General features: G+C 56.8%; 22 protein-coding genes. 6 read left to right on the top strand and 16 right to left on the bottom strand.

Annotation, left to right across the window (positions count from 1 at the left end; translation table 11 throughout):
* Positions 1-144: 144 nt before the first annotated feature.
* On the top strand, positions 145-342 hold the full coding sequence (locus LG198_RS11815) for a (2Fe-2S)-binding protein (RefSeq protein ID WP_230343385.1): 198 nt from the start codon (positions 145-147) through the stop codon (positions 340-342).
* 64 nt (positions 343-406) lie between these two features.
* Here LG198_RS11815 and hmpA read toward each other — a convergent pair whose 3' ends face one another.
* From hmpA to lnt, 8 genes are all read right to left on the bottom strand, one after another.
* Positions 407-1,615, bottom strand: a complete 1,209-nt coding sequence (gene hmpA / locus LG198_RS11820) for an NO-inducible flavohemoprotein (RefSeq protein WP_230343386.1) — start codon at positions 1,613-1,615, stop codon at positions 407-409.
* Positions 1,616-1,697: 82 nt separating this feature from the next.
* On the bottom strand, positions 1,698-2,147 hold the full coding sequence (locus LG198_RS11825; protein WP_230343387.1) for an RrF2 family transcriptional regulator: 450 nt from the start codon (positions 2,145-2,147) through the stop codon (positions 1,698-1,700).
* A 70-nt stretch (positions 2,148-2,217) separates the two neighbouring features.
* Entirely contained in the window at positions 2,218-2,928 is a 711-nt protein-coding gene (locus LG198_RS11830) for a M48 family metallopeptidase (protein ID WP_230343388.1), read from the bottom strand.
* Positions 2,928-3,638, bottom strand: coding sequence for a lysophospholipid acyltransferase family protein (locus LG198_RS11835; protein WP_230343389.1), 711 nt, complete (start codon positions 3,636-3,638; stop codon positions 2,928-2,930). The genes LG198_RS11830 and LG198_RS11835 overlap by 1 nt, the downstream gene beginning before the upstream one ends.
* 3 nt (positions 3,639-3,641) lie before the next feature.
* Positions 3,642-4,184 carry a D-glycero-beta-D-manno-heptose 1,7-bisphosphate 7-phosphatase gene (gene gmhB, locus LG198_RS11840; protein WP_230343390.1) on the bottom strand — a complete coding sequence of 181 codons (543 nt, stop codon included), beginning with the start codon at positions 4,182-4,184 and terminating at the stop codon, positions 3,642-3,644.
* Between the two features lie 31 nt (positions 4,185-4,215).
* Positions 4,216-6,318: a glycine--tRNA ligase subunit beta gene (gene glyS, locus LG198_RS11845; protein WP_230343391.1), complete on the bottom strand. Its 2,103-nt coding sequence runs from the start codon at positions 6,316-6,318 to the stop codon at positions 4,216-4,218.
* A complete protein-coding gene (glyQ, locus tag LG198_RS11850; RefSeq protein ID WP_230343392.1) occupies positions 6,315-7,253 on the bottom strand; it encodes a glycine--tRNA ligase subunit alpha in 939 nt (312 codons plus the stop codon). Before glyQ ends, glyS begins: the two co-directional genes overlap by 4 nt.
* A 103-nt stretch (positions 7,254-7,356) precedes the next feature.
* Entirely contained in the window at positions 7,357-8,835 is a 1,479-nt protein-coding gene (lnt, locus tag LG198_RS11855; RefSeq protein WP_230343393.1) for an apolipoprotein N-acyltransferase, read from the bottom strand.
* A 117-nt stretch (positions 8,836-8,952) separates the two neighbouring features.
* Here lnt and mscL point away from each other — a divergent pair, with 117 nt between their 5' ends.
* Complete coding sequence (mscL, locus tag LG198_RS11860) at positions 8,953-9,372, top strand: large conductance mechanosensitive channel protein MscL (RefSeq protein WP_268866864.1); 420 nt, start codon at positions 8,953-8,955, stop codon at positions 9,370-9,372.
* A 106-nt stretch (positions 9,373-9,478) separates the two neighbouring features.
* Here the strand turns inward: mscL and LG198_RS11865 are convergent, their stop codons facing one another.
* The 5 genes from LG198_RS11865 to miaB all read right to left on the bottom strand — a co-directional run bounded on the left by LG198_RS11865 (position 9,479) and on the right by miaB (position 13,610).
* Positions 9,479-9,859 carry a hypothetical protein gene (locus tag LG198_RS11865; RefSeq protein ID WP_230343394.1) on the bottom strand — a complete coding sequence of 127 codons (381 nt, stop codon included), beginning with the start codon at positions 9,857-9,859 and terminating at the stop codon, positions 9,479-9,481.
* 108 nt (positions 9,860-9,967) lie between these two features.
* On the bottom strand, positions 9,968-10,828 hold the full coding sequence (locus LG198_RS11870) for an HlyC/CorC family transporter (protein WP_230343395.1): 861 nt from the start codon (positions 10,826-10,828) through the stop codon (positions 9,968-9,970).
* A 9-nt stretch (positions 10,829-10,837) separates the two neighbouring features.
* Positions 10,838-11,287, bottom strand: a complete 450-nt coding sequence (gene ybeY / locus LG198_RS11875; RefSeq protein WP_230343396.1) for an rRNA maturation RNase YbeY — start codon at positions 11,285-11,287, stop codon at positions 10,838-10,840.
* A 5-nt stretch (positions 11,288-11,292) separates the two neighbouring features.
* On the bottom strand, positions 11,293-12,273 hold the full coding sequence (locus tag LG198_RS11880) for a PhoH family protein (RefSeq protein ID WP_230343397.1): 981 nt from the start codon (positions 12,271-12,273) through the stop codon (positions 11,293-11,295).
* Between the two features lie 8 nt (positions 12,274-12,281).
* Positions 12,282-13,610, bottom strand: a complete 1,329-nt coding sequence (miaB, locus tag LG198_RS11885; RefSeq protein WP_230343398.1) for a tRNA (N6-isopentenyl adenosine(37)-C2)-methylthiotransferase MiaB — start codon at positions 13,608-13,610, stop codon at positions 12,282-12,284.
* A gap of 249 nt (positions 13,611-13,859) precedes the next feature.
* Between miaB and cysG the strand changes: the two genes are divergently transcribed.
* Complete coding sequence (gene cysG, locus LG198_RS11890; protein WP_230343808.1) at positions 13,860-15,254, top strand: siroheme synthase CysG; 1,395 nt, start codon at positions 13,860-13,862, stop codon at positions 15,252-15,254.
* Here cysG and LG198_RS11895 read toward each other — a convergent pair.
* A complete protein-coding gene (locus tag LG198_RS11895) occupies positions 15,184-16,548 on the bottom strand; it encodes an ATP-binding protein (protein ID WP_328485538.1) in 1,365 nt (454 codons plus the stop codon). The two genes, cysG and LG198_RS11895, sit on opposite strands and share 71 nt — an antisense overlap.
* A gap of 12 nt (positions 16,549-16,560) precedes the next feature.
* A complete protein-coding gene (ompR, locus tag LG198_RS11900) occupies positions 16,561-17,295 on the bottom strand; it encodes an osmolarity response regulator transcription factor OmpR (RefSeq protein WP_230343399.1) in 735 nt (244 codons plus the stop codon).
* A gap of 311 nt (positions 17,296-17,606) precedes the next feature.
* Here ompR and LG198_RS11905 point away from each other — a divergent pair, with 311 nt between their 5' ends.
* From LG198_RS11905 to LG198_RS11915, 3 genes are all read left to right on the top strand, one after another.
* A complete protein-coding gene (locus LG198_RS11905; protein WP_230343400.1) occupies positions 17,607-18,179 on the top strand; it encodes an EF-hand domain-containing protein in 573 nt (190 codons plus the stop codon).
* A gap of 217 nt (positions 18,180-18,396) precedes the next feature.
* Positions 18,397-18,609, top strand: coding sequence for an osmotically-inducible lipoprotein B (locus tag LG198_RS11910; RefSeq protein ID WP_230343401.1), 213 nt, complete (start codon positions 18,397-18,399; stop codon positions 18,607-18,609).
* Between the two features lie 275 nt (positions 18,610-18,884).
* Positions 18,885-20,012, top strand: a complete 1,128-nt coding sequence (locus LG198_RS11915) for a GNAT family N-acetyltransferase (protein WP_230343402.1) — start codon at positions 18,885-18,887, stop codon at positions 20,010-20,012.
* 9 nt (positions 20,013-20,021) lie between these two features.
* On the opposite strand, the gene ybaL is transcribed toward LG198_RS11915, so the two are convergent.
* A complete protein-coding gene (gene ybaL / locus LG198_RS11920) occupies positions 20,022-21,689 on the bottom strand; it encodes a YbaL family putative K(+) efflux transporter (RefSeq protein WP_230343403.1) in 1,668 nt (555 codons plus the stop codon).
* Positions 21,690-21,783 lie beyond the last annotated feature (94 nt).

Below are 21,783 nucleotides of genomic sequence, written 5' to 3' on the forward strand. Positions count from 1 at the left end.
TTTATTTTTATATGCATATGGGAATGCTATTGACAAGTAATTGGGTTAAAAACGATAATAGTTATCGTTTGTTTTATATCTCAATGGTTTGTTCAATCAACTTGGTTTTTTGCATTTGCAAGAAAAGGCAACTGGGCGCTTGATATGTATGTCTGTGTTTGTCGCGCTATAACTGATCGCCAAATTCTCCAGGCCGCGCGAGCAGGAGCTAGCAGTCTCAAGGATTTGAGGCGTGAGTTGGGTGTGGCTACCGAGTGCGGTCAATGTGCCAGCTGTGCCAAGCAGTGCTTGCGCGAGGCGCACCAGGATGGCGACATCGCCATGCCAATCAGCTTTGCTTAAAGCATTTTCCATATACCGGTGAGCGTTTGCCCACCGGCTTGCAGTTCTCCCTAGCCAATCTTTTTCACAGCAGATGGTCCAGCAAGTCAGGGCCGAATACCTCGCGATGAATTTGATCTGCCGTTACGCCTGCTTTCAATAACTGTTCCCTTTGTGCCTGCATGAAGCCCAGTGGGCCGCACATATAAATATCCGCATTTTCCAGTGCTTCCGGCCACAAAGTGGTGACATCCATCAGTCCTTGGCGTACCCCGCCTATGCTGCCATACGCGCCTTCCAGGCTTTCGTAGAACAGGGCCGTGGTGAGATTGGACATGCGGCCTCTCGCTTCCTGCAAGTCCAGGCTATGGCTTTGCCAGGCCGGGCTGCGCGCTGCATAAGCGAAGAAGACTTTGCGCTGCGGAGCAAGGTCGCGTACTGAATTGAGCATGGACAATAGCGGTGTGATGCCCACGCCTGCAGAAAGCAACAGCAATGGTTGCTCGCTGATGACTGGGTTTAACACGAAGTCACCGAATGCTGGCGTGGCCTGGATCAGGTCGCCAACCTTCACTTCATCATGCAGCCAATTGGAGACCCTGCCTTGAGGTTGATCGGTTTCTTCTTCACGTTTGATGGAAATGCGCCACCATGGAGCGGCGCTTGAGTCCGACAGGCTATATTGCCTAAGCTGGCGGCTCCTGCCTCCGTCAAACTGCATCTCTACGCTGATATATTGTCCAGGCAGGAAATCACCTGGTTTGCGGCCATCGGGATGTTGCAGGTAAAACGAGACAATATGTTCGGATTCGAATACCTTGCGCGCTACCTTGAGCGGCATCAATGCGCCGGCCGTGGTTGCAGTGGCGGCATACAATACCTTTTCCTCTTCAATCAGCAGGTCAGCTAATAGCCAGTAGGCTTCTCCCCATGCTGCGAGCAGTTCGTCGCTTGCGGCATCGCCCAGCACCTGCTTGATGGCATCCAGCAGATGCTTGCCCACAATGGGATAATGTTCCGGCTTGATACCCACCGCAGCATGCTTGTGCACGATGCGCTTGACCACAGGCGCCAGTGCCGCAGGGTTGTCGATATTGGCTGCATAGGCAAACACGGCAGAGGCCAGCGATTGCTGTTGAATGCCGCTGGCCTGGTTGCCCATGTTGAATAGGTTCTTAAGTTCGGGATGGGCGCCCAGCATGTTCTGGTAGAAAGTGCGCGTGATGTTCAGGCCGTGTTCTCGCAGCACGGGCACACTGGCTTCAATATAGGGACGGGCGGTGGCAGAAAGCATATTGGCTCCTTATGTTGTATTTTAAATGAAACAATTAATGCATAAAAAAATGCAGATACCTGCAAGATTTTTTCCAGGCATCCTAATGCACTCCAGCCAAATGGCTTTGCTGCAGCCTGATGATAATGTTGGCAGTGCGGTTGTGGATGACATCCTGCAGCGTGTAAGAGTCCATATGCGCATAGAATGCATTGAGCCCTTGATCCAGTGCATGCCTGAGTCCGCATTGTCCTCCCAGCGGGCAGGGCGGATCCTGGCAGTTTACGAGGGAAACGCTGCCTTCAAGGACGCGGATTACGTGTCCCAGGCGTAGCGAGGCCGGATCGGTGCCAAGGCGCAGCCCGCCATTGGGGCCGCGGGTGGTCTGAATCCAGCTGGTCTTGTTCAGGAATGTGACGACTTTAATTAGGTGGTTGCGCGGGATATTGAACTGGGTGGCAATTTCGCTGATGGTAATCGGTTTTTCGCGTTCATGCTGCGAGACATACATCAGAACGCGCAGGCCGAGATCGGTGAATTTGGTGAGTTGCATGTTGCGCAGTATATGATTGTTTATTTTTGTATGCAACAATTGGCTTGTACTGCCAACAAACCGGAGGAGCTTAACCGATTTGGTAAAGTTGTTGCGAGCAGGCTTTCAGCGCTTGTTCCGCGGTGCGGTAGTCGGGGTAGATGCTGGCGACGACTGCCCAGAATCGTGCCGAATGGTTCATTTCGCGCAAATGGGCGAGTTCGTGTGCAATGACGTAATTGACCAGGGCAGGTTGCGCCTGGATCAGGCGCCAGTTGAGCCTGACCTCGCGCCTGGAGTTGCAGCTGCCCCAGCGGGTCTTGGCATTGGACAGAAACAGGGAGGGTGTCGGTTCGCCCAGGCGGGCTGAGAGGATTGGCAGGCGTCTGGCGAAATCCAGCTTTGCCTCCTTCTGGAACCATTGGATTACCTTGCGCGCAATCACGGCTTGGTCATGAATGTCGGTCGTTGCAAGCCTTAACGTATTGCCTTCCAGTCTGGGACTGCGGTTGCGGGGGGATTGCGCGATGCTCAATGTCAAAGGCTGGCCCAATAATCGCAATTCAGCGCCATCGCGCCACTCGAATTCCGGGATGGTCGCGGCCTGCCTTGCCTTGAGCTTGCTGGTGATCCAGCGCGCCTTGCTGCGCAGCAAGGCTTCAAGGTCGGCTTGGCGAATGCGCAATGGCGCATGTACGACCAGGCCATCCACTGTAATTTTCATGCCTATCGTACGCCGCGCCCGGCGTTCAAGAAGATAAGGTATTTCCTCCCCATCGGGCAGGGCCAGTACCTGGTGCATTATTTGCGGTCCAGCAGTAGCATTTCCTGCTCAATCCACGCCTCGACGCGCTGGTTGAGCTCATCCGCCTTGAGGCCAGCGGCCTCGATCGGCCGACCGATGCTGAGCGTGATGGTACCAGGGCGTTTGAGGAATGAGTTCTTGCCCCAGTATTCGCCCGCATTGTGGGCTACAGGCACGACTGTGCTCTTTGTGTGGGTCGCCAGCCATGCGCCGCCGATGTGGTACTTGCCGCGGGTGCCGGGGGTTGTACGTGTCCCTTCGGGAAAGATCACGACAAAAAAGCCCTGCTTGAGGCGCTCCTTTCCCTTGGCGACCAGTTGCTTGAGTGCTTCGCGGCCTGCCGTACGGTTGATCGCAATAGGCGAAGTCAAAGCCAGGCCCCAGCCGAAGAAGGGAATCCACAACAATTCGCGCTTCAGTACCCAGACCTGTGGCGGGAATATCTGCTGCAAGGCCAGGGTTTCCCAGGCAGATTGGTGCTTGCAGAGGATCACGCTGGGATGGTCGGGAATATGCTCGCGCCCAATCACGCGGTAGCGCAGGTCGCAGGTGACACGCAGCCACCAAAGCATGCTGCGCGCCCAGCCAGAGATCAGGATGTAGCGTGTCCTGCGCGGCAAGGGGAAGGTGAGCAGGGAGAGGGTGGTGAAGATGGGCGTGAAAATCCACATGCCCAACAGGTAAAGCGATGAACGTAAATAAATCATGGGTTAGCTGGCTTCTGTGATGATACGGCGTGCTGCCTCGGCGAGATCGCTGCATACCCAGGTGTTTTCGGGCAGGTTGCCTGCTGCCAGAGTCTTCTCGCCCTTGCCTGTGCGCACCAGGATAGTCTGGGCGCCAAAGACGGCGCTGGCTTGCAAGTCACGCAGGGAGTCGCCCACGCTGGGCACGCCCTTGAGGTCCGTGCCAAAGCGTTTGCTGATTTCTTCTATCATGCCGGGCTTGGGCTTGCGGCAATTGCAGTTCGCATCGGCCGCATGCGGACAATAAAACAGGGCGTCAATGCGCCCGCCAAATTGCGCCAGTGCCTTGTGCATCTTGTCGTGGATGGCATTCAGGGTGGCCATGTCAAACAGGCCGCGCCCGATGCCGGACTGGTTGGTCGCCAATGCCACGCGGTAGCCGCTCTGGTTGAGCAGGGCGATGGCTTCCAGGCTGCCTTCGATCGGTTTCCATTCGTCCGGGCTCTTGATGAATTGCGCACTATCCTGGTTGATCACTCCATCACGGTCGAGAATGACAAGTTTCATAGCGGTTTCCGGGCAGGCTGAGAGGTAACTATTATGCCGCGAGCCTGGACAAGTCGGCTACCTGGTTCATGGCCTGGTGCAATATTGCCAGCAATGCCAGGCGGTTGGCCTTCAATGCAGGGTCATCGGCATTCACCATCACATGGTCGAAGAAGTCATCCACTGGCGTCCTGAGCGCGGCAAGTGCCTTGAGTGAGCTGGTGTAGTCCCCCGCTGCGAACGCCTTTTGCGCCTCTGGGCGTACTTGCTCGAGCGATTGTGCCAGCGCTTTTTCCGCGTCTTCCTGCAGCAAGGCAGGATTGATCCTTGCTTCGATGGTGCTTTCGGATTTCTTGAGGATATTGCCCACGCGCTTGTTGGCCGCAGCCAGGCTGGGTGCCTCTGCCAATGCGGCAAATGCACGGACAGCGGACAGGCGGCTCCGGATGTCGGAGATCAATTGCGGCTTTAATGCCAGCACAGCGTCGATTTCCTGCGCACTGTAGCCATCTTCACGCAGGCTGCTTGCCAGGCGGTCATAGATGAACTCGTCCAGTGCCTGCAATACTGCCGTCTGGTCAAAATCGTGCTGGAATACCGATAATGCCTGCTCAAGCAGGGTGTTGAGTCCCAACGGAATATCACCCTCGTTCAGGATGCGCAGGATGCCGATGGCATGGCGGCGCAGCGCGAATGGGTCCTTCTCACCGGTTGGCTTTTCACCAATGCTGAACATCCCCACCAGGGTTTCGAGCTTGTCTGCCAGTGCGACCACCAGGCCAACACGGTTGCGCGGCAGTTCGTCGCCCGCAAAGCGGGGGCGGTAATGATCCTCGATGGCATAGGCAATGTCATCGCTCAAGCCCTCATGTTGCGCATAATAGCGGCCCATAATGCCTTGCAGTTCGGGGAACTCGCCCACCATGTCGGTGACGAGGTCGGCCTTGGCCAGCTGTGCAGCCTGTGAGGCCTGGGCTGCCAGTGTTTGATCGCCTAATGCAGTTGCCACCAGGTTGGCAATGGCGCTGACGCGCGCAATACGCTCGCCCTGCGAGCCCAGCTTGTTGTGGTACACCACCCTGGCCAGGCCGGGAATGCGCGATTCCAGGGTTTTCTTGCGATCCTGTTCGAAGAAGAACTTGGCGTCGGCAAGCCGCGGGCGCACTACGCGCTCGTTGCCGCCGATCACGGCGCTCGGGTCTGCCGGGCTGATATTGGAAACGATGAGGAACTGGTTGGTGAGCTTTCCCTCTGCATCCAGTAGCGGAAAGTATTTCTGGTTGGCCTTCATGGTGAGGATCAGGCATTCCTGCGGCACGGCAAGGAATTCTGCCTCAAACTGGCCGACCAACACGTTGGGACGCTCGACCAGCGCAGTGACTTCATCCAACAAGGCTTCGTCCTCAATCGGGCGTAGGCCGAGCTTGCTCGCAGCCGCTTGCAACTGGCTGGCAATCTCGTCCCGGCGCTCCTTGAAGCCGGGAATCACGGCGCCGTCCTGCTGCAATTGCTTAGCGTAGCTGTCGGCATCGCGCAGCACGATGGGGTTCTGCGTAGCTTCGAAGCGATGGCCTTGCGTCTGGTTGGAGGCGGTCAGCCCCAGTGTGCTGATAGCGACGATAGCGCTGCCATGCAGCGCCACCAGGCCATGGGCCGGGCGCACGAAATTGACGTTGCTCCAGCCGTCCTGCAACTGGTAGGTCATGACCTTGGGGATGGGCAATTTGGCGATCGCTTCATCCAGGGCTTTTTGCAAGCCTTCCGCCAGCGTGGCGCCTGCAACGGTGAGGTCAAGGAACAGCACTTCCGCCTTGCCGTCATGCTCGCGCTTGAGCTGGCTGACGACGCTGGCATCGGCGCCCAGCGCCGACAGTTTCTTTTGCAATGCCGGGGTGGCATTGCCATCGGCATCCAGGCCCACGCTCACCGGCATGAGTTTTTGCGCAACAGCCTTGTCATCTGCCTTGGCGGCGACGCTGGTGATATGCGCAGCAAGGCGTCGTGGCGATGCATAAGGCGTAACGCTGGAATCTGCGGCTGTCAGGCCTTGGGCCTTCAGGCTATCAAACAAGGCAGAAGAAAATGCCTGGCCCAGTTTGTTCAATGCCTTGGGCGGCAGCTCTTCAACGAATAATTCTACGAGTAGGTTGCTCATGCTGCTGCTTTCTTTGCCAGTTCTGCCAATACTTCATCTGCCCAGGCCCTGGGCGCCATCGGGAAGCCCAGGCGGGCGCGGCTGTCGAGATAGCTCGCGGCGACAGCACGGGCCAGGTTGCGGATACGGCCGATGTAGGCAGCGCGCTCTGTGACGGAAATGGCGCCACGGGCGTCGAGCAAGTTGAAGGTGTGCGCAGCCTTGAGCACTTGTTCGTAGGCTGGCAGGGCCAGCCTGTGCTCCATCAGCTCCTGCGCTTTTTTCTCGTGGGCATTGAAGGCGGTGAAGAGAAAATCAGCATCGCTGTGCTCGAAGTTATAGGTGGATTGCTCGACCTCGTTCTGGTGGAATACGTCGCCGTATTTGAGGTCAGGCGCACCGTTGATACCCTTGGAATACACGAGGTCGTAGACATTTTCCACGCCTTGCAGGTACATCGCCAGGCGTTCCAGGCCGTAGGTGATTTCCCCGGTGATCGGGCGGCAATTGATGCCGCCTACCTGCTGGAAGTAGGTGAACTGCGTGACTTCCATGCCGTTGAGCCAGACTTCCCAGCCCAGGCCCCAGGCGCCCAGGGTAGGGTTTTCCCAGTCGTCCTCGACGAAGCGGATGTCGTTTTTCTTCAGGTCGAAGCCCAACGCCTCCAGCGAGCCGAGATATAGCTCCAGGATATTGTCAGGTGCCGGCTTGAGCACGACCTGGAACTGGTAGTAGTGCTGCAATCGGTTGGGATTGTCGCCATAACGGCCATCCTTGGGACGGCGGCTGGGCTGCACATAGGCGGCTTTCCAGGGTTCGGGGCCGAGCGCGCGCAGGAAGGTGGCAGTGTGCGAAGTGCCAGCTCCCACTTCCATGTCATAAGGCTGTAGCAATGCACAGCCTTGTTTGTCCCAGTATTGCTGCAGGGTCAGGATGATCTGTTGAAAAGTCAGCATGGTGTGGTTAATTGTTTGTCCGGATTGGTTTATTTGCCTATTGGCGCCACACGGGGTGTCGTGGTTGATCGTGTAGTCGACATCATGCAAAAAGGGCTTGATTTTACTTCTTTTTACGGCGCCACAAAAGGCCAAGTGCCGTAAAGAGCGCGATCAGGATCGGCCAGTTGCCCCAACGCACATAAGGCGTCGTGCCTTGGTAACCCTGGGCCTCGCCTTCAAGGGTGGTGGCCTGGAAATGCGGCGCGTGGGCTGCCAGGCTGCCGTCCGGGTTGATGATGGCGGTGGCGCCGGTGTTGGTGGAGCGCAGCATCATGCGCGCAGTCTCCATTGATCGGGCCTGTGCAATCTGCAAATGCTGGTAGGCGGCAAACGACTCCCCGTACCAGGCATCGTTGCTGGTGTTCACGAGGATGCTGGCTTCCGGGAGTTGCAGGATGATTTCCTCGCCAAAGACATCCTCGTAGCAGATATTGATGGCCACAGCCTGGCCTGCCACCTGCATGGGCCTTTGCTGGAATCCACCGCGCGCCAGGTCGGTGAGTGGGATGTCGAGCCAATTTTCATAAACCCATCCAAATACCTTCTTCAGGGGAATGAATTCGCCGAAAGGCACCAGGTGGGTCTTGCGGTAAGCCTGTTCCGGGGAACTGCCCAGGCTCAGCATGCTGTTGTAGTAAAGTCCGCCCTCATGCTCCACCGTGCCAATCAGGATATCACCGCCGTTGTTTTTGGCATGGTCTGCAAGCCGTTGCAGATAGTCTTGCGGGATCTGGCTGGAAATCAGCGGAAAGGCGGTTTCCGGCAAAATGATCAGCTTGGCCTTGGTTTGCAGCGTCATGTCCAGATACTGCTGCAAGGTCTGGAACAGCGTCTGGTTTTCCCACTTGAGGTCTTGTGTGATATTGCCTTGCAGCAAGGCGACCGACACCGGCTCGCCTGTAGGCATGCTCCACTGGTTGAGCTTGAGCAGGCCACCAGCCAGCCATAGCACGGCCAATAACAGGAGGCTGCGTCGTACGGCAGCAGCATTGCGCCAATGTAGTGCCAATGCTGCCAGCAGGCTGGCGCTGAGCACTGTAGCAAGGGATACGCCATGGATTCCGAGTACCGGCGCAAACCCGGCAAGCGGGCTGCCCGGGATTTGCGAGTATCCTGCCAGCAGCCAGGGGAATCCGGTGAATATCCAGCTACGCACCCATTCGCTGAGTACCCACAGCACTGGTATGCTGAGCCAGATATTGCCGAGCTTGCGGCCTGCCCAGCCTGCAGTAGCGGGAAACAGGGCCAGGAAGGCGCTCAATGCGAAGGTAGCAAATACCGCCATGGCAGCTGGCATGCCGCCAAAGTCATGCAGGCTGATATATATCCAGTAGATTCCAACGCCGAACAGCCCCAGCCCGAAGCTCAGGCCCAGCCACCATGCCTGAGACGGAGTTTCAGCCTTGTGCCAGAGATAGATCAGGCTGCCCAGCCCGAGGATGGTGGCGGGACACCAGTAAAACGGGGCAAAGCCGGTAACGCTGAACGCGCCGGCCAGGAGAGCGGCAAGGTGGGGTAGGCCTAAATGGGGAAATTTCAAGGGATCCTCGGGGTTGGAAAGTAGACGGCAGCTTAATCTTTATTGCATTATAGCGGCTTGGACTGGCATGCAGGCTGCATGCGCTACTCAATTAGCCGTTTTTGATGGGAGATAATAATGTTTAAGGAATTCAAAGCGTTTGCGATGCGCGGCAATGTGGTCGACATGGCGGTGGGTATTATCATTGGGGCAGCATTTGGCTCCATCGTGAAATCCTTGGTCGATGATGTAATCATGCCGCCGATTGGCTTGCTGCTCGGCAATGTGGATTTTAGCAACCTTTTCATCGTGCTTAAGGATGGCGCTGAAGTGGCTCCGCCCTATGCTTCTGTTGCGGCTGCGCATGCGGCTGGCGCAGTGACACTCAATTACGGCTTGTTCATCAATGCGGTGGTGAGTTTCTTGATTGTGGCGTTTGCCGTGTTCCTGCTGATCCGGGCCATCAACAAGCTAAAGACTGCCGAAGTGCCTGAGCCAGCCGCTACGCCAGAGGATGTCCTGCTATTGCGTGAAATCCGGGACTCGCTCAAGAAGTAGCTTAGGCTGCTATCATTGCCAATCATTGGATTGGTATGCCGTATTTAAGTGCAGCAAGTAAAAAAAGCCGGATAAATTCCGGCTTTTTTACTTCGACGGGAGCGGCTTATAAATCGGGAGTAAAGGAATTGGGAGCGGCCTCGGGTTTATTCTTGCCATCATGATTCATGAATACCACCATGACGACATTGTCACCGACGAAATCTAGCTCGGTGGTCTGATAATAACTGCCCTCAAGATCGGTATTGATGTAATGGTATTGCCAGACCGAGGTCATGAGTTCATCCGTGCCCGGCCGGTGATAGTCCTGCTTGCTGGCAGGCTCTCCGAATTGGGCCACAATGCTGGCCTTGTCGAACTGATGGATGTTCTGGACAAACTCGGTTTCAGCGGTTGGAATGGCGGCCTCTGATGGCTGCTGGCTTTCTTCAGCCGGGAGCGGGCCGGAGAACAGGGACAATAACAGGGTAAACCACACGATACGCATCACGTAACTCCCCATCGAAGGTGTCAGATTGGTTTGATAAAAATTTTGATCTGAAGTTCCTGTTGCAACAATGGGTTATTGGGTTTTTTCTAGTGAGGGGCTCTCTTGTTACAGCTCGCTTTCATTCTGTATTGGCGGAACGATTTCGATCAATAGAGAGTAAACGCGGCGGCTGTCGGCGCGCAATACCGTAACATTGAGGTTGTCGAAGCTGACTTCTTCCCCACGCTTGGGCATGTGCTGGAACTTGCTCACCACCAGGCCGCCAATAGTGGAAAATTCCTCATCGCTGAACTCGGTACCCAAAGCCTCGTTGAAATCGGCAATTTCCGTGAGCGCCTTGACGCGGTAGCGGCCATGCGCGTCCTGGATGATGTTGTCTTCGTTGTCGTCTTCGTCAAACTCGTCCTCGATGTCGCCGACAATCTGCTCTAGGACGTCCTCGATGGTGACCATGCCGGCCACGCCGCCATATTCATCGACGACAATCGCGATATGGTTGCGGTTGCTGCGGAACTCCTTGAGCAAGACATTGAGGCGCTTGGATTCGGGAATGAACACGGCAGGGCGCAGCATCTCGCGCACGTTGAAGTCCTTGCCGCTATAGAACTGCAATAAGTCCTTGGCAAGCAGGATGCCGATGACGTCGTCCTTGTTTTCGTCGATGACGGGAAAGCGGGAGTGTGCGGCTTCGATGACGAAGGGGATGAATTTCTCGGGCGGGTCGGTAATGTCGATGACGTCCATTTGCGAGCGCGGGATCATGATGTCGCGCACCTGCATTTCAGAAACCTGCAATACGCCTTCTATCATGGCTAGCGCATCGGCATCGAGGACGCTGTTCGCGTAGGCGGTGTGGAGTTGTTCGATGAGCTGTTCGCGGTCTTCAGGCTCGCGCAGCAGGAAGTTGGTCAGGCGTTCCAGCCAGTGGGGTTTGTCGTTGGCGCTACGTTTGTCGGGTTCTGCCATGATGGTAGATTAAGGCTTCCGTTTTTCTGATAAATAAGGGTCTGCATAGCCAAGCCGGACCATGGTGGCGGATTCTATCGATTCCATCAGTTCGGCCTGGTGTTCCTCTTCGTGATCATAGCCGTGCATGTGCAGTATGCCATGCACGGTGAGGTGCGCGTAGTGCGCTTCCAGTGTAATGCCCTGTTCATTCGCTTCCCTGGCGACCACCGGGGCGCAGAGAATGATGTCGCCGATCAGCCAGGGTTCTTCCGTCAAGGGGAAGGTCAGCACATTGGTGGCGTAATCCTTGCCGCGGTAGTCGCGGTTGAGCGTGCGGCCTTCTTCCTCATCCACAATGCGCAACGTTGCCTCGGTATCCACGCGCAGGGCGGCGCGGGCCCATTTGCGGAATTGCCTCTCGCTGGGGAGACTCTCGCTTTCAGCGGCGTATTGCACGCTCATGGCCAGCCTGGGCATCCTGCCTATTCCTTGCCGGCCTCGGGCTTGGCCGCATTCGGCTGCGCATGCCGCTCGCTGTCGTAGCGCTCGTAGGCGTTGATGATCTTTTGCACCAGCGGGTGGCGTACCACGTCCTCGGAAAGGAACTGGGTAAAGGCAATGCCGCGTACATCCTTGAGTATTTTTTGTGCTTCCACCAGGCCGCTTTTCTGGCCGCGGCCCAGGTCGATCTGAGTAACGTCGCCGGTGATGACGGCCTTGGTGCCGAAACCGATGCGGGTGAGGAACATCTTCATCTGCTCGGGCGTGGTGTTCTGCGCCTCGTCTAGGATGATGAAGCTCTGGTTCAGCGTGCGGCCGCGCATGTAGGCAAGCGGGGCTACCTCGATGGCGCCGCGCTCGAACATCTTGTTGACGGAATCATAGCCCGCAAGGTCATACAGCGCGTCATAGAGCGGACGCAAGTAAGGGTCCACTTTCTGCGAAAGGTCGCCGGGCAGGAAGCCCAAACGCTCGCCAGCCTCGACGGCTGGACGCACCAGCACGATGCGCTTGACGCGGTCTCGCGTCATGGCGTCGATGGCGCTGGCAACGGCGAGATAGGTTTTGCCGGTACCCGCAGGCCCGATGCCGAACGTGATGTCGAAATCCTGGATCTGCTGCAAATAGCTGACCTGGCGCGGCGTGCGGCCATGCAGATCTTGTCGCCGGGTCATGAGTGCGGGCATAGCCGTGCTCACCTGTTCAGGCGCCAGGCGTTCAAGCTCTACCAGGCCGAGCTGGATTTCTTCCAGGCTGATCGGCTTGGTGGCGCGGGCGTAGTAGTTCTCGACGAGCTGGGCGGCGAGCCGGGTGTTGTCCTGCCCGCCGGAAAAGCGGAACTGGGCGCCGCGCCGCGAGATGCCCACGTCAAGCGCATCCTCGATCTGCTTGAGGTTTTCGTCCAGCGTACCGCAGAGGTTGGCAAGCCGCAGATTGTCTTCTGGTTGTAAGGTGAGCTCCACAAGCGGTCCTATATAAGTTCGCCACGCAAGGTGTGCGACGCAGCCTCGGTGATCCTGACGTTGACGAACTGGTTGATCAGTTTGGCATCGCCGGGGAAGTTGACGATGCGGTTGTTGTCAGTGCGCCCGGCAAGTTCGCTGGCGCTCTTGGCAGAAACGCTTTCAATCAGCACGCGCTGCACGCTGCCGACCATAGACTGGCTGATGGCCTTGCCCTGCGCCTCATTGAGGGCCTGCAGGCGCACCAGGCGCACCTGTTTTTCTTCTGCCGTGCAATCATCGGGCAGATACGAGGCCGGCGTGCCGGGGCGCGGGCTGTAAGTGAAGCTGAAGCTGAAGTCAAAACCGACATCGCGCATCAATTTCATGGTGGCTTCGAAATCCTGCTCGGTTTCGCCAGGGAAGCCGATGATGAAGTCCGAAGTAATGCAAATGTCAGGCCGCGCCGCGCGCAGTTTGCGGATGATGGATTTGTATTGCAGGACTGTGTAGTTGCGCTTCATGCCCATGAGTACGCGGTCCGACCCGGCCTGCACTGGCAGGTGCAGATGCGACACTAGCTTGGGGATGCGTGCATAGCAATCGATCAGCGTGGGTGTCATTTCATTCGGGTGCGAGGTGGTATAGCGGATACGCTCGATTTCTGGAATCTCGGCCAGGTATTCGATCAGCAGCGCCAGGTCGGCTGTTTCGCCTTCCGTGGTTTCACTGCGGTAGCCATTGACGTTCTGCCCAAGCAAGGTGATTTCCTTGACGCCTTGCTCGGCAAGCTGGATGGCCTCGGTGAGGATGTCGTCAAACGGACGCGATACCTCGTCGCCGCGGGTATAGGGCACCACGCAGAACGTGCAGTATTTGCTGCACCCCTCCATGATGGAAAGGAAGGCGGCAGCGCCTTCAACGCGTGGCGGCGGCAGGTGGTCGAACTTTTCCACCTCAGGGAAGCTGATATCCACCTGCGATATGCCGGTTTTACGTCGCGAACGGATCATTTCCGGCAGGCGGTGCAGGGTTTGTGGCCCGAATACCACGTCGACATAAGGCGCACGGGCGACAATGCTCTCGCCTTCCTGGCTGGCGACGCAGCCGCCTACGCCGATGACCAAGTTGGGGTTCTTTTCCTTGAGCGGGCCAAAACGGCCCAGGTGGCTGAACACCTTCTCCTGCGCCTTTTCGCGCACCGAGCAGGTATTGAGCAGGATTACATCGGCTTCTTCCGGGTTCTCGGTCGTCTGCATGCCTTCAGCCGCATGCAGCATATCCAGCATGCGCGACGAGTCATACTCGTTCATCTGGCAGCCAAAGGTTTTGATAAAGACTTTTTTCGGCGGATTCATACAGCAGGCTGGATTGCACTAGAAGTGCAGGAGGAATGAGAGATGGACGTTGCAGGCTGCAAAATAGCGTAAGAAAAACAGTAGGGTAAGGGTTCATTTTAGCTTAGCTGTTGCGGAAAGCCAATCGCAGAGTCATTCCATTTCCAATTTAATCCGATACGCTGTTGTTTCTCCTTGCCGTGCAATTGCACTGTCTGCGTCGTCACGCCTAGTCTCGTATTAAATTGGAAATGGAATAAAATGCCAGGCATGGAAACCCTGCCTATCTTCATGAAAGTCCGCAATCGCCCCTGCCTGGTGATTGGCGGCGGCGATGTCGCCAGCCGAAAAGTCAACCTGCTGCAAAAGGCGGGTGCCCGGGTGACGGTGGTGGCGCCGGAATTGCACCCCGTGCTTGAGGCATTGCTTGCCGATGGACAGATCCGCCATCTTGCTACGACGTTTGAGCCTGCATGCCTGGAAGGCGCTGCCGTAGTGATTGCGGCGACGGATGATGAGGAAGTGAACCGCGCGGTTTCCCTGGCAGCGCAGGCGCGGAATATCCCCGTGAATGTCGTGGATGCGCCTGAACTATGCACGTTTATCGTGCCTTCCATCGTCGACCGTTCGCCGTTGCTGGTGGCGGTGTCCAGCGGCGGGGCGGCGCCTGTGCTTGCGCGCATGTTGCGTACCCGCATAGAAACCATGATTCCCGCCAGCTATGGCAGGCTGGCGGCATTTGCCGCCGAGTTCCGTGAGGCCGTGAAGCGCCGTTTCAGTAACGGGCAGCAGCGGCGGATTTTCTGGGAGGATGTGTTTCATGGCGCGATAGGGGAGCAGGTATTGTCCGGGCAGGAGCCTGCTGCGCGCCATGCCATGGCGCAGGTGCTGGCCGGCAGCGGCGAGCTTAACCACGGCGAGGTCTACCTGGTCGGCGGCGGGCCGGGCGATCCTGACCTGTTGACTTTCCGTGCCTTGCGCCTCATGCAGCAGGTCGATGTCTGCGTGTATGACAAATTGGTGAGCAAGGAAGTGATGGAACTGGTACGGCGCGATGCCGAGCTGATCTATGTCGGCAAGTCACGAGACCAGCATACCCTGCCGCAGGAGGACATCAATCACCTGCTGGTGCGACTGGCCAAGGAAGGCAAGCGCGTATTGCGGCTAAAGGGCGGCGACCCCTTCATTTTTGGCCGTGGCGGCGAGGAAATCGAGACACTCATGGAAAACAACGTGCCGTTCCAGGTGGTGCCTGGCGTTACGGCAGCCAATGGCGTTTCCAGTTATGCCGGCATTCCGCTGACCCACAGGGATTATGCCCAGTCATGCCTGTTTACCACCGGGCATCTCAAGGATGGCACTGTCAACCTGGACTGGGCCGCATTGGTGCGCCCGAAACAGACGGTGGTGATTTACATGGGGCTGGTGGGCTTGCCGGAAATCTGCCGCCAGCTGATCGCACACGGCGCTGAACAGGGCCTGCCGATTGCCATCGTGCAACAAGGCACGACACAGCGGCAGCGGGTGGTCGCCGGTACATTGGCAACCTTGCCGGGCCAGGTCGAGAATGCCGGCCTGCGCGCGCCTTGCCTGATTATTGTCGGCGAGGTTGTGCGTTTACGCGAAAAGCTTGCTTGGTTTGAGCCGTCACCTGGGGCTGTATAGGCAAGGTAAGCCGGGCCTCAAGGCCGCCTTGCGGGCGGTTGAGCAGGCTGAGCTGGCCATTGTGCAGCTTGGCAATGCGGTCGGAGATTGCCAATCCCAGGCCGCTGCCGCTCTTGTTGCCGCGCGCAGTGTCCAGGCGCTCGAACGGCCGCAGCAGGCGCTCCATCTGTGAGGCAGGGATGCCCGGGCCGTTATCCAGTACGCTGAGAATGATGTTGCCTGCAGTGATGCGGGTGCTGACGGTGACTTCACCACCGCCATAGGCAAAGGCGTTGTCGATGAGGTTGGTGAGCAGGCGCTGCATGGCGAGCGGCCGCAAGGGGATCAGGTGGGTGGGGGCGAGTGACATTGTCAATTTGCGCCCGGCGCGGATATGCCGGTCTGCGATGGAGGTCAGCAAGGCATTGAGGTCCATCATCTGCGTGGGTTCGCCTTCAATGCCGCGGACAAAGTCCAGGAACTGGTGGATGATGCTGTCCATGTCGCCAATGTCCTGGATCATGCCGACCTTGAGGCTGGCGCAATACTCATCGGGCAGCATTTCCACGGATAGCCGCAAACGGGCGAGCGGCGTGCGCAAGTCATGGGAAATGCCCGCCAGCAACAGGGTTCTTTCATTGTCCAGGCGAACCAGCGCCTGGGTCATTTCATTGAAGGTGCGGCTGACTTCTCGCAGTTCGTGCGCGCCTTCTTCCGGTAGCGGCGGTGGGTATTCCCCGCTGCTAAGCCGCCCGGCGGCTTTCACCAGCAAACGCAGCGGGTGGTGGATATTCGAGGCAATCAAGTAGGCGCCAAGCAATGAAAGCATGATGACCAGGGCGCCCCAGCCCAGCCACTGCCAGGGAAACGGGCGGTCTACCTGAATGCGCGGAATGACCACCCAATAGTCATCCTGTCCCAGGTTGAAACTGACCCACAGGCCGGGAATGCCGAAGTGATTGAGGACGACCAGCGTGTCCTTGCCCAGGCGTTCGCGGATTTTCTCGGCAATCAGGCGGATCAGGTGGTCATTGGGAAGCGGCTCGATTTCTTCCAGCAAGTCGGCTGCGTAAATCCGCACGCCTTCACGCCCGGATAGTTCAGAAAGCAGCGCCAGGCGGCGGTTTTCATGAGCTGCGAGTAATGAGGCACGCGTATAGTTGACGACAGTGATGGCCTGTAAGGCGGCCGCCATGGCGCGCGGCTCGCTTTCAAAGTAGTCAAACAGTTTTAATGCTGCAAATTGCCCCACTGCGAGCAGCAGGGCAATCAGCAGCATCACGCGTGCCAGCAGGGTGCGGGGTAGCAGGCTCACGGCGTGGCGACACTAGTTCTTCTGGGTTTCGCCATCGGGCACGAAGACATAGCCGAACCCCCACATGGTCTGCAGGTAGCGCGGATGTGATGGATCCGGCTCGATCAGGCGGCGCAGGCGGGATACTTGCACGTCGATACTGCGGTCGAACACGTCAAGCTCGCGGCCACGGGCAAGCTGCATCAAGCGGTCACGCGACAATGGCTGGCGCGGATGGTCGACAAATACCTTGAGAAGGGCAAACTCCCCACTGGTGATGGTGACAGGTTCGCCATTCTTGGTCAGGGTGCGTGTGGATGGATCAAAGACAAACTCGCCAAAGCTGATATTTTCTGCTTCAGCCACAGGTGTTCCGGGCGGCAGGCGGTTGTGGCGGCGCATGACGGCATTGATACGGGCTAGCAGTTCCCGCGGGTTGAATGGCTTGGGCAGGTAGTCGTCGGCACCCATTTCCAGGCCGATGATGCGGTCGATCTCATCACCGCGCGCTGTGAGCATGATGACCGGGATCGTACTGCCATTGGCGCGCAGGCGGCGGCAGATGGCAAGTCCATCCTCACCGGGCAGCATCAGGTCGAGTACCAGTAAATCCACATGTTCATGCGCGAGCACCTGATCCATTTCTCCGGCATCGGATACGGCTTTGACAGTGAAACCCTGTTCGCCGAGATAACGTTGCAACAACTCGCGCATGCGCAGGTCGTCGTCCACCATTAGTATTTTTTTCGAAGGCGTTTGCATAGTCATATTTTCTGCGGAAATGGGGGTTGATGAAAAGTATTATTTACAAGGCATCTGCTTTTCCCATTGCCTGCACATGGTTTGCGCGAAGTCATTAATCTGATGCCGGAATGTTGTTACAATTTTTTACAATGGTAAGCCAATATGAAACACTCAGTTTACATCAATGGGGGATGATGTCGCCTCATTCAATGGCTCACGAGTGATTAAATTGAATGGTTTCTTGTCTGTGCAATTTGAACGGCAGGCATGGAAACAGTAAGCTTAAAACAGAGGCGAGCGAATCATATGATCTTGCAAGTGTACGGTTTAGCTTTATGTTGATGGTAACCAGTGATCTTGTTTCCCATCATAAGCTGTTGTTGGCGGCGGCAATGCTGGGGTTTGCCAGTTTGGCGAGCGCTGCGAGCCTGCGTGATGCCAATGATGCATTGACGGTTGAAGGCGAAATACAGGAACTATCTACCGCCCATATCCATCAAACTCTGGATGCAAAAATTTCTGGTGAAGATCGCCAGCGCTTAAGGCGCGATCTTGATGAATATTCCCGTAGCGTAGATGCTGCCCATGCCCAGATTGAAGAGCGTCGACGTGTGATGCGCCAGCGGATTCTGGAGCGTTTTCAAGAGGCTGACAAAGACGGTAACGGGGTCATTTCACGCGAAGAGGCGATGGAAATGATACCGCAGGTGGCACGCCATTTCATGCAGTTCGACCTGAACGGTGACGGCATGCTGACTTTGAATGAGCTGGAAACGATGCAGGCACGCATTGCCGAGCGTCAGCATAAGGCGCTCGATAAAAAAGACAAAGAGTTGCAGGAGGTTGGTGAGCCTGCACCGATACATGTAAAGGATGTAAATGCGACCGCTACCAAGCGCGCACTTTGACTGAATTCCAATAATAAATCTTCCTTGTGAAACCTCTAAGCACTGCCTTGCCGGGACAGTGCTTTTCTTTTGTCTTTGATCAGCGACGATTTTCTTGTCTCTGGCGGTCTTGTATTTTTATATCTCATTGATTTTATATTGATAATTGTTATTGGCCTGCTTTTTGCGATGTAGCTAATGAGCAGGTGAAAACCTGGAAACTTGTGAGGAAAATGCAATGAATAAAACAATCGCAGGTGTATTGTTGGTTGTGATGTTAAGCGGCTGCTCGGGGTTATCTACACGCCAGAAGAATGCAGCCACAGGCGCGGCCATTGGTGGCGTTGCCGGCGCAGTGCTCACCGGCGGAAGTTCGTTTGGCACCGTGGGCGGTGCTGCTATTGGTGGTGTCATTGGCCATGGTGTGGATTCTGCAGGGAAGCGCAAATAGCCTCAATTTATCGTGATGTCGCAATCTTGCGACATCACGATACCCTCGATATTTCAGCGATCTTTCGCATTATCGCCACTGTATAGTGGTGTTTTTTCATCTGTTACTGTCGCACTATCCTGATACCCTTACATCACTGGGCAATGGAATCACCATTGCCTGCGGACCCGCATGTTGCCTGGTACTATTTTCAGAGCAACGCGGTTCGCGAACATAACAGGAACAGACCCTGGGGGTGTGAGATGCAGGATGTGGTTCATGACAATTGAGACTGTATGAAGATAGAGGTGGAAATTGTCGGCAGCGTAAGCGAGTTGGATAGCGCGCAGTGGAATGCCCTGACGGATGGCTCACCGCTTCTCAGCCATGCTTTTCTCAGTGCCCTGGAGCATAGTGGTTCGGTGGGAGAGGGCACTGGTTGGGAACCGATGCCCCTGGTATTCAAGCAGGATGGCAGGCTGGTGGGCGCTGTGCCGCTATACCTCAAGCATCACTCGTATGGGGAGTATGTGTTTGACTGGTCGTGGGCAGAGGCTTATGCCCAGTATGGCCTGGAATACTATCCAAAATTGGTGGCAGCAGTGCCGTTCACTCCGATCACTGGCGCCAGGCTGTTATCACCCGATCTCGCACTACGGCTAGGCATGGCGGATGTCTTGCGCGAGACGATACATCGTTTGCAGCTATCTTCCGTTCATGTGCTGTTTCCTGATCTCCCCAGCGCCGAGCCTTTGCTGAACCAGGGTTGGATCAGGCGCCAGGGCGTGCAATTCCGCTGGCAGAATCCGGGTTTCTCCAGCTTTGATGAATTCCTCATGACGCTTACGCATGACAAGCGCAAGAAAATTCGCCAGGAGCGCAAGAAGGTGGCTTCTGCAGGCGTGACTTGCCGGCGTTTGCGCGGGGCCGAGATCACTCCGCGCGAATGGGACTTTTTCTACAAGTGTTATATCAACACTTATCTTGAACATCGCTCCAGCCCCTATCTTACCCAGGCATTCTTTCATGAGCTGGGTGAGCGTCTCCCGGACAATATCATGCTGGTATTGGCAGAGCGCGATGGGCGGCGCCTGGGTGCAGCGCTCAACCTTTATGATGACCATTGCCTGTATGGACGGTATTGGGGAGCATTGGGCTATGTACCCAATCTACATTTTGAACTTTGCTATTACCAGGCACAGGAGTTCTGCATAGAGGCTGGAATCAACTTTTTTGAGGGGGGGGCCCAAGGTGAGCATAAGCTTGCCCGTGGCTTTACGCCGCGGGAAACCTGTTCATTCCACCAGATTGCCCATCCGGATTTTGAGGCGGCGGTCAGGCGCTTCGTGGCGCGTGAGGAAGTCGGTATCAGCCACTACCAGCAAGAACTGGATGAGCGGGCGCCATATCGGAAGTCTGACTAGATTTCGCGCTTACCATTCCACGCCGGCACGTACCCAGTTGGCCATGCCCTTGGCAATTTCCCGTTCGCCCATGATGGTGTAGGAGGCGCCATGTTTTTCCAGATGTTCGATCTGGGCATCGGAATGGGCGCGGGCGACCACCTCAATCTGGGGGTTGATCTTGCGGGCGTGTTCAATAACTTGCCCAGCTTCCAGCGCGTCTGGGATTGCAACCAGCAGCCAGCGCGCCGATTTGAGGTTGGCGGCTTCCATCATGCCGGGCGCGGCGGCGTTGCCGCACAAGGCAGGGGTTCCCTGCTCGCGTAATGCCTGGACTAGTTCAGGCTGGTCTTCCAGCACGATAAACGGTTGATCCTGCAAATGCAGTGAAGCGCCTACCAGTTTGCCAACGCGTCCATAACCGACCAGCACTGCATGGGCATGGAGGTGAGGGTAGGAAATGGTACGCGTGCCGCTTTCGCCTTTCAGCGGCTTTTTTTCTTCGCGATTGAGTAACCAGGGTTTCAGGCGATCCAGCCCGACAAACAGCAGCGGGTTGAGAAGTATGGAAAGAATCGCGCCGCTCAGGATGAGGTCGCGGCCGGTATCTGACAGCAAGCCGAGCGAGACGCCAAGCGAAGCCAGAATGAATGAGAACTCGCCAATCTGCGCCAGGCTGGCAGAAATGGTCAGCGCGGTGCCCAATGGATGGCGGAAGGCAAGCACGATGGCAAATGCCGCCAGGGATTTGCCAACCACGATAATGAACAAGGTGGCGAGGATGAGCCAGGGCTCACGGATCAGGATGGAAGGGTCAAACAGCATGCCTACCGAGACGAAGAACAGGACTGCAAACGCATCGCGCAGTGGCAGGGATTCTTCCGCAGCGCGGTGGCTGAGTTCGGATTCGCTCAGTATCATGCCGGCAAAGAAGGCGCCCAGCGCAAACGACACGCCGAAAATATAAGTGGCGCCCAGCGCAAACCCGAGGGCAATTGCCAGCACCGCAAGCCGGAACAGTTCGCGCGAGCCGGTGGCTGCCGTGCGTGCAAGCAGCCATGGGATGAGGCGGCGCCCCACCAGCAGCATGACCGCCACAAAGGCAATGACCTTGCCTATCGTAAGTGCCATGGTATTGAACAGTTCGCCGCCATCGAGGCTGGCCCCTGTGCCGCCAAGCATGCCACTCAGGGCGGGCACCATCACCAGGGTGAGCACCATGGCAATATCCTCGACGATCAGCCAGCCAATGGCAATCTGGCCGCGCTTGGTTTCAAGAATGCGCCTTTCCTGCAAGGCGGTGAGCAAAACAACCGTGCTTGCAGTGGAGAGGGCAAGGCCGAATATCAGGCCTTCCCCTGGCGGCCAGCCAATTGCGAGCGCGAGGGAAAGGCCCAGTAGCGTGGCGATTGCAATTTGGACGATGGCCCCAGGAATGGCAATGGCCTTGACCGAGAGCAGGTCCCGCAGCGAGAAGTGCAGGCCGACTCCGAACATGAGCAGGATGACGCCGATTTCGGAAAGTTCATGCGCCAGGCTGGCATCCGCAACAAACCCCGGGGTGTGGGGCCCGACCACCACGCCAGCAATCAGGTAGCCTACCAGTGGCGGCATGCGCAGACGGTTGGCCAGCATGCCGAAAACAAAAGCCAGAACCAGTCCTCCAACTATGGTGGCAATTAACGGCGTGTGCTCCATCCGGGGGGGACCTTTCAACTTTGGAGAGATTAATTTTCCTGAGCCATGGCTGTGGCTTTGCCGCACAGCCAATAGGGCTATTGGAAATTAACTC

It is taken from the genome of Methylobacillus arboreus (genome assembly GCF_020532725.1).
Classification (GTDB): domain Bacteria; phylum Pseudomonadota; class Gammaproteobacteria; order Burkholderiales; family Methylophilaceae; genus Methylobacillus; species Methylobacillus arboreus.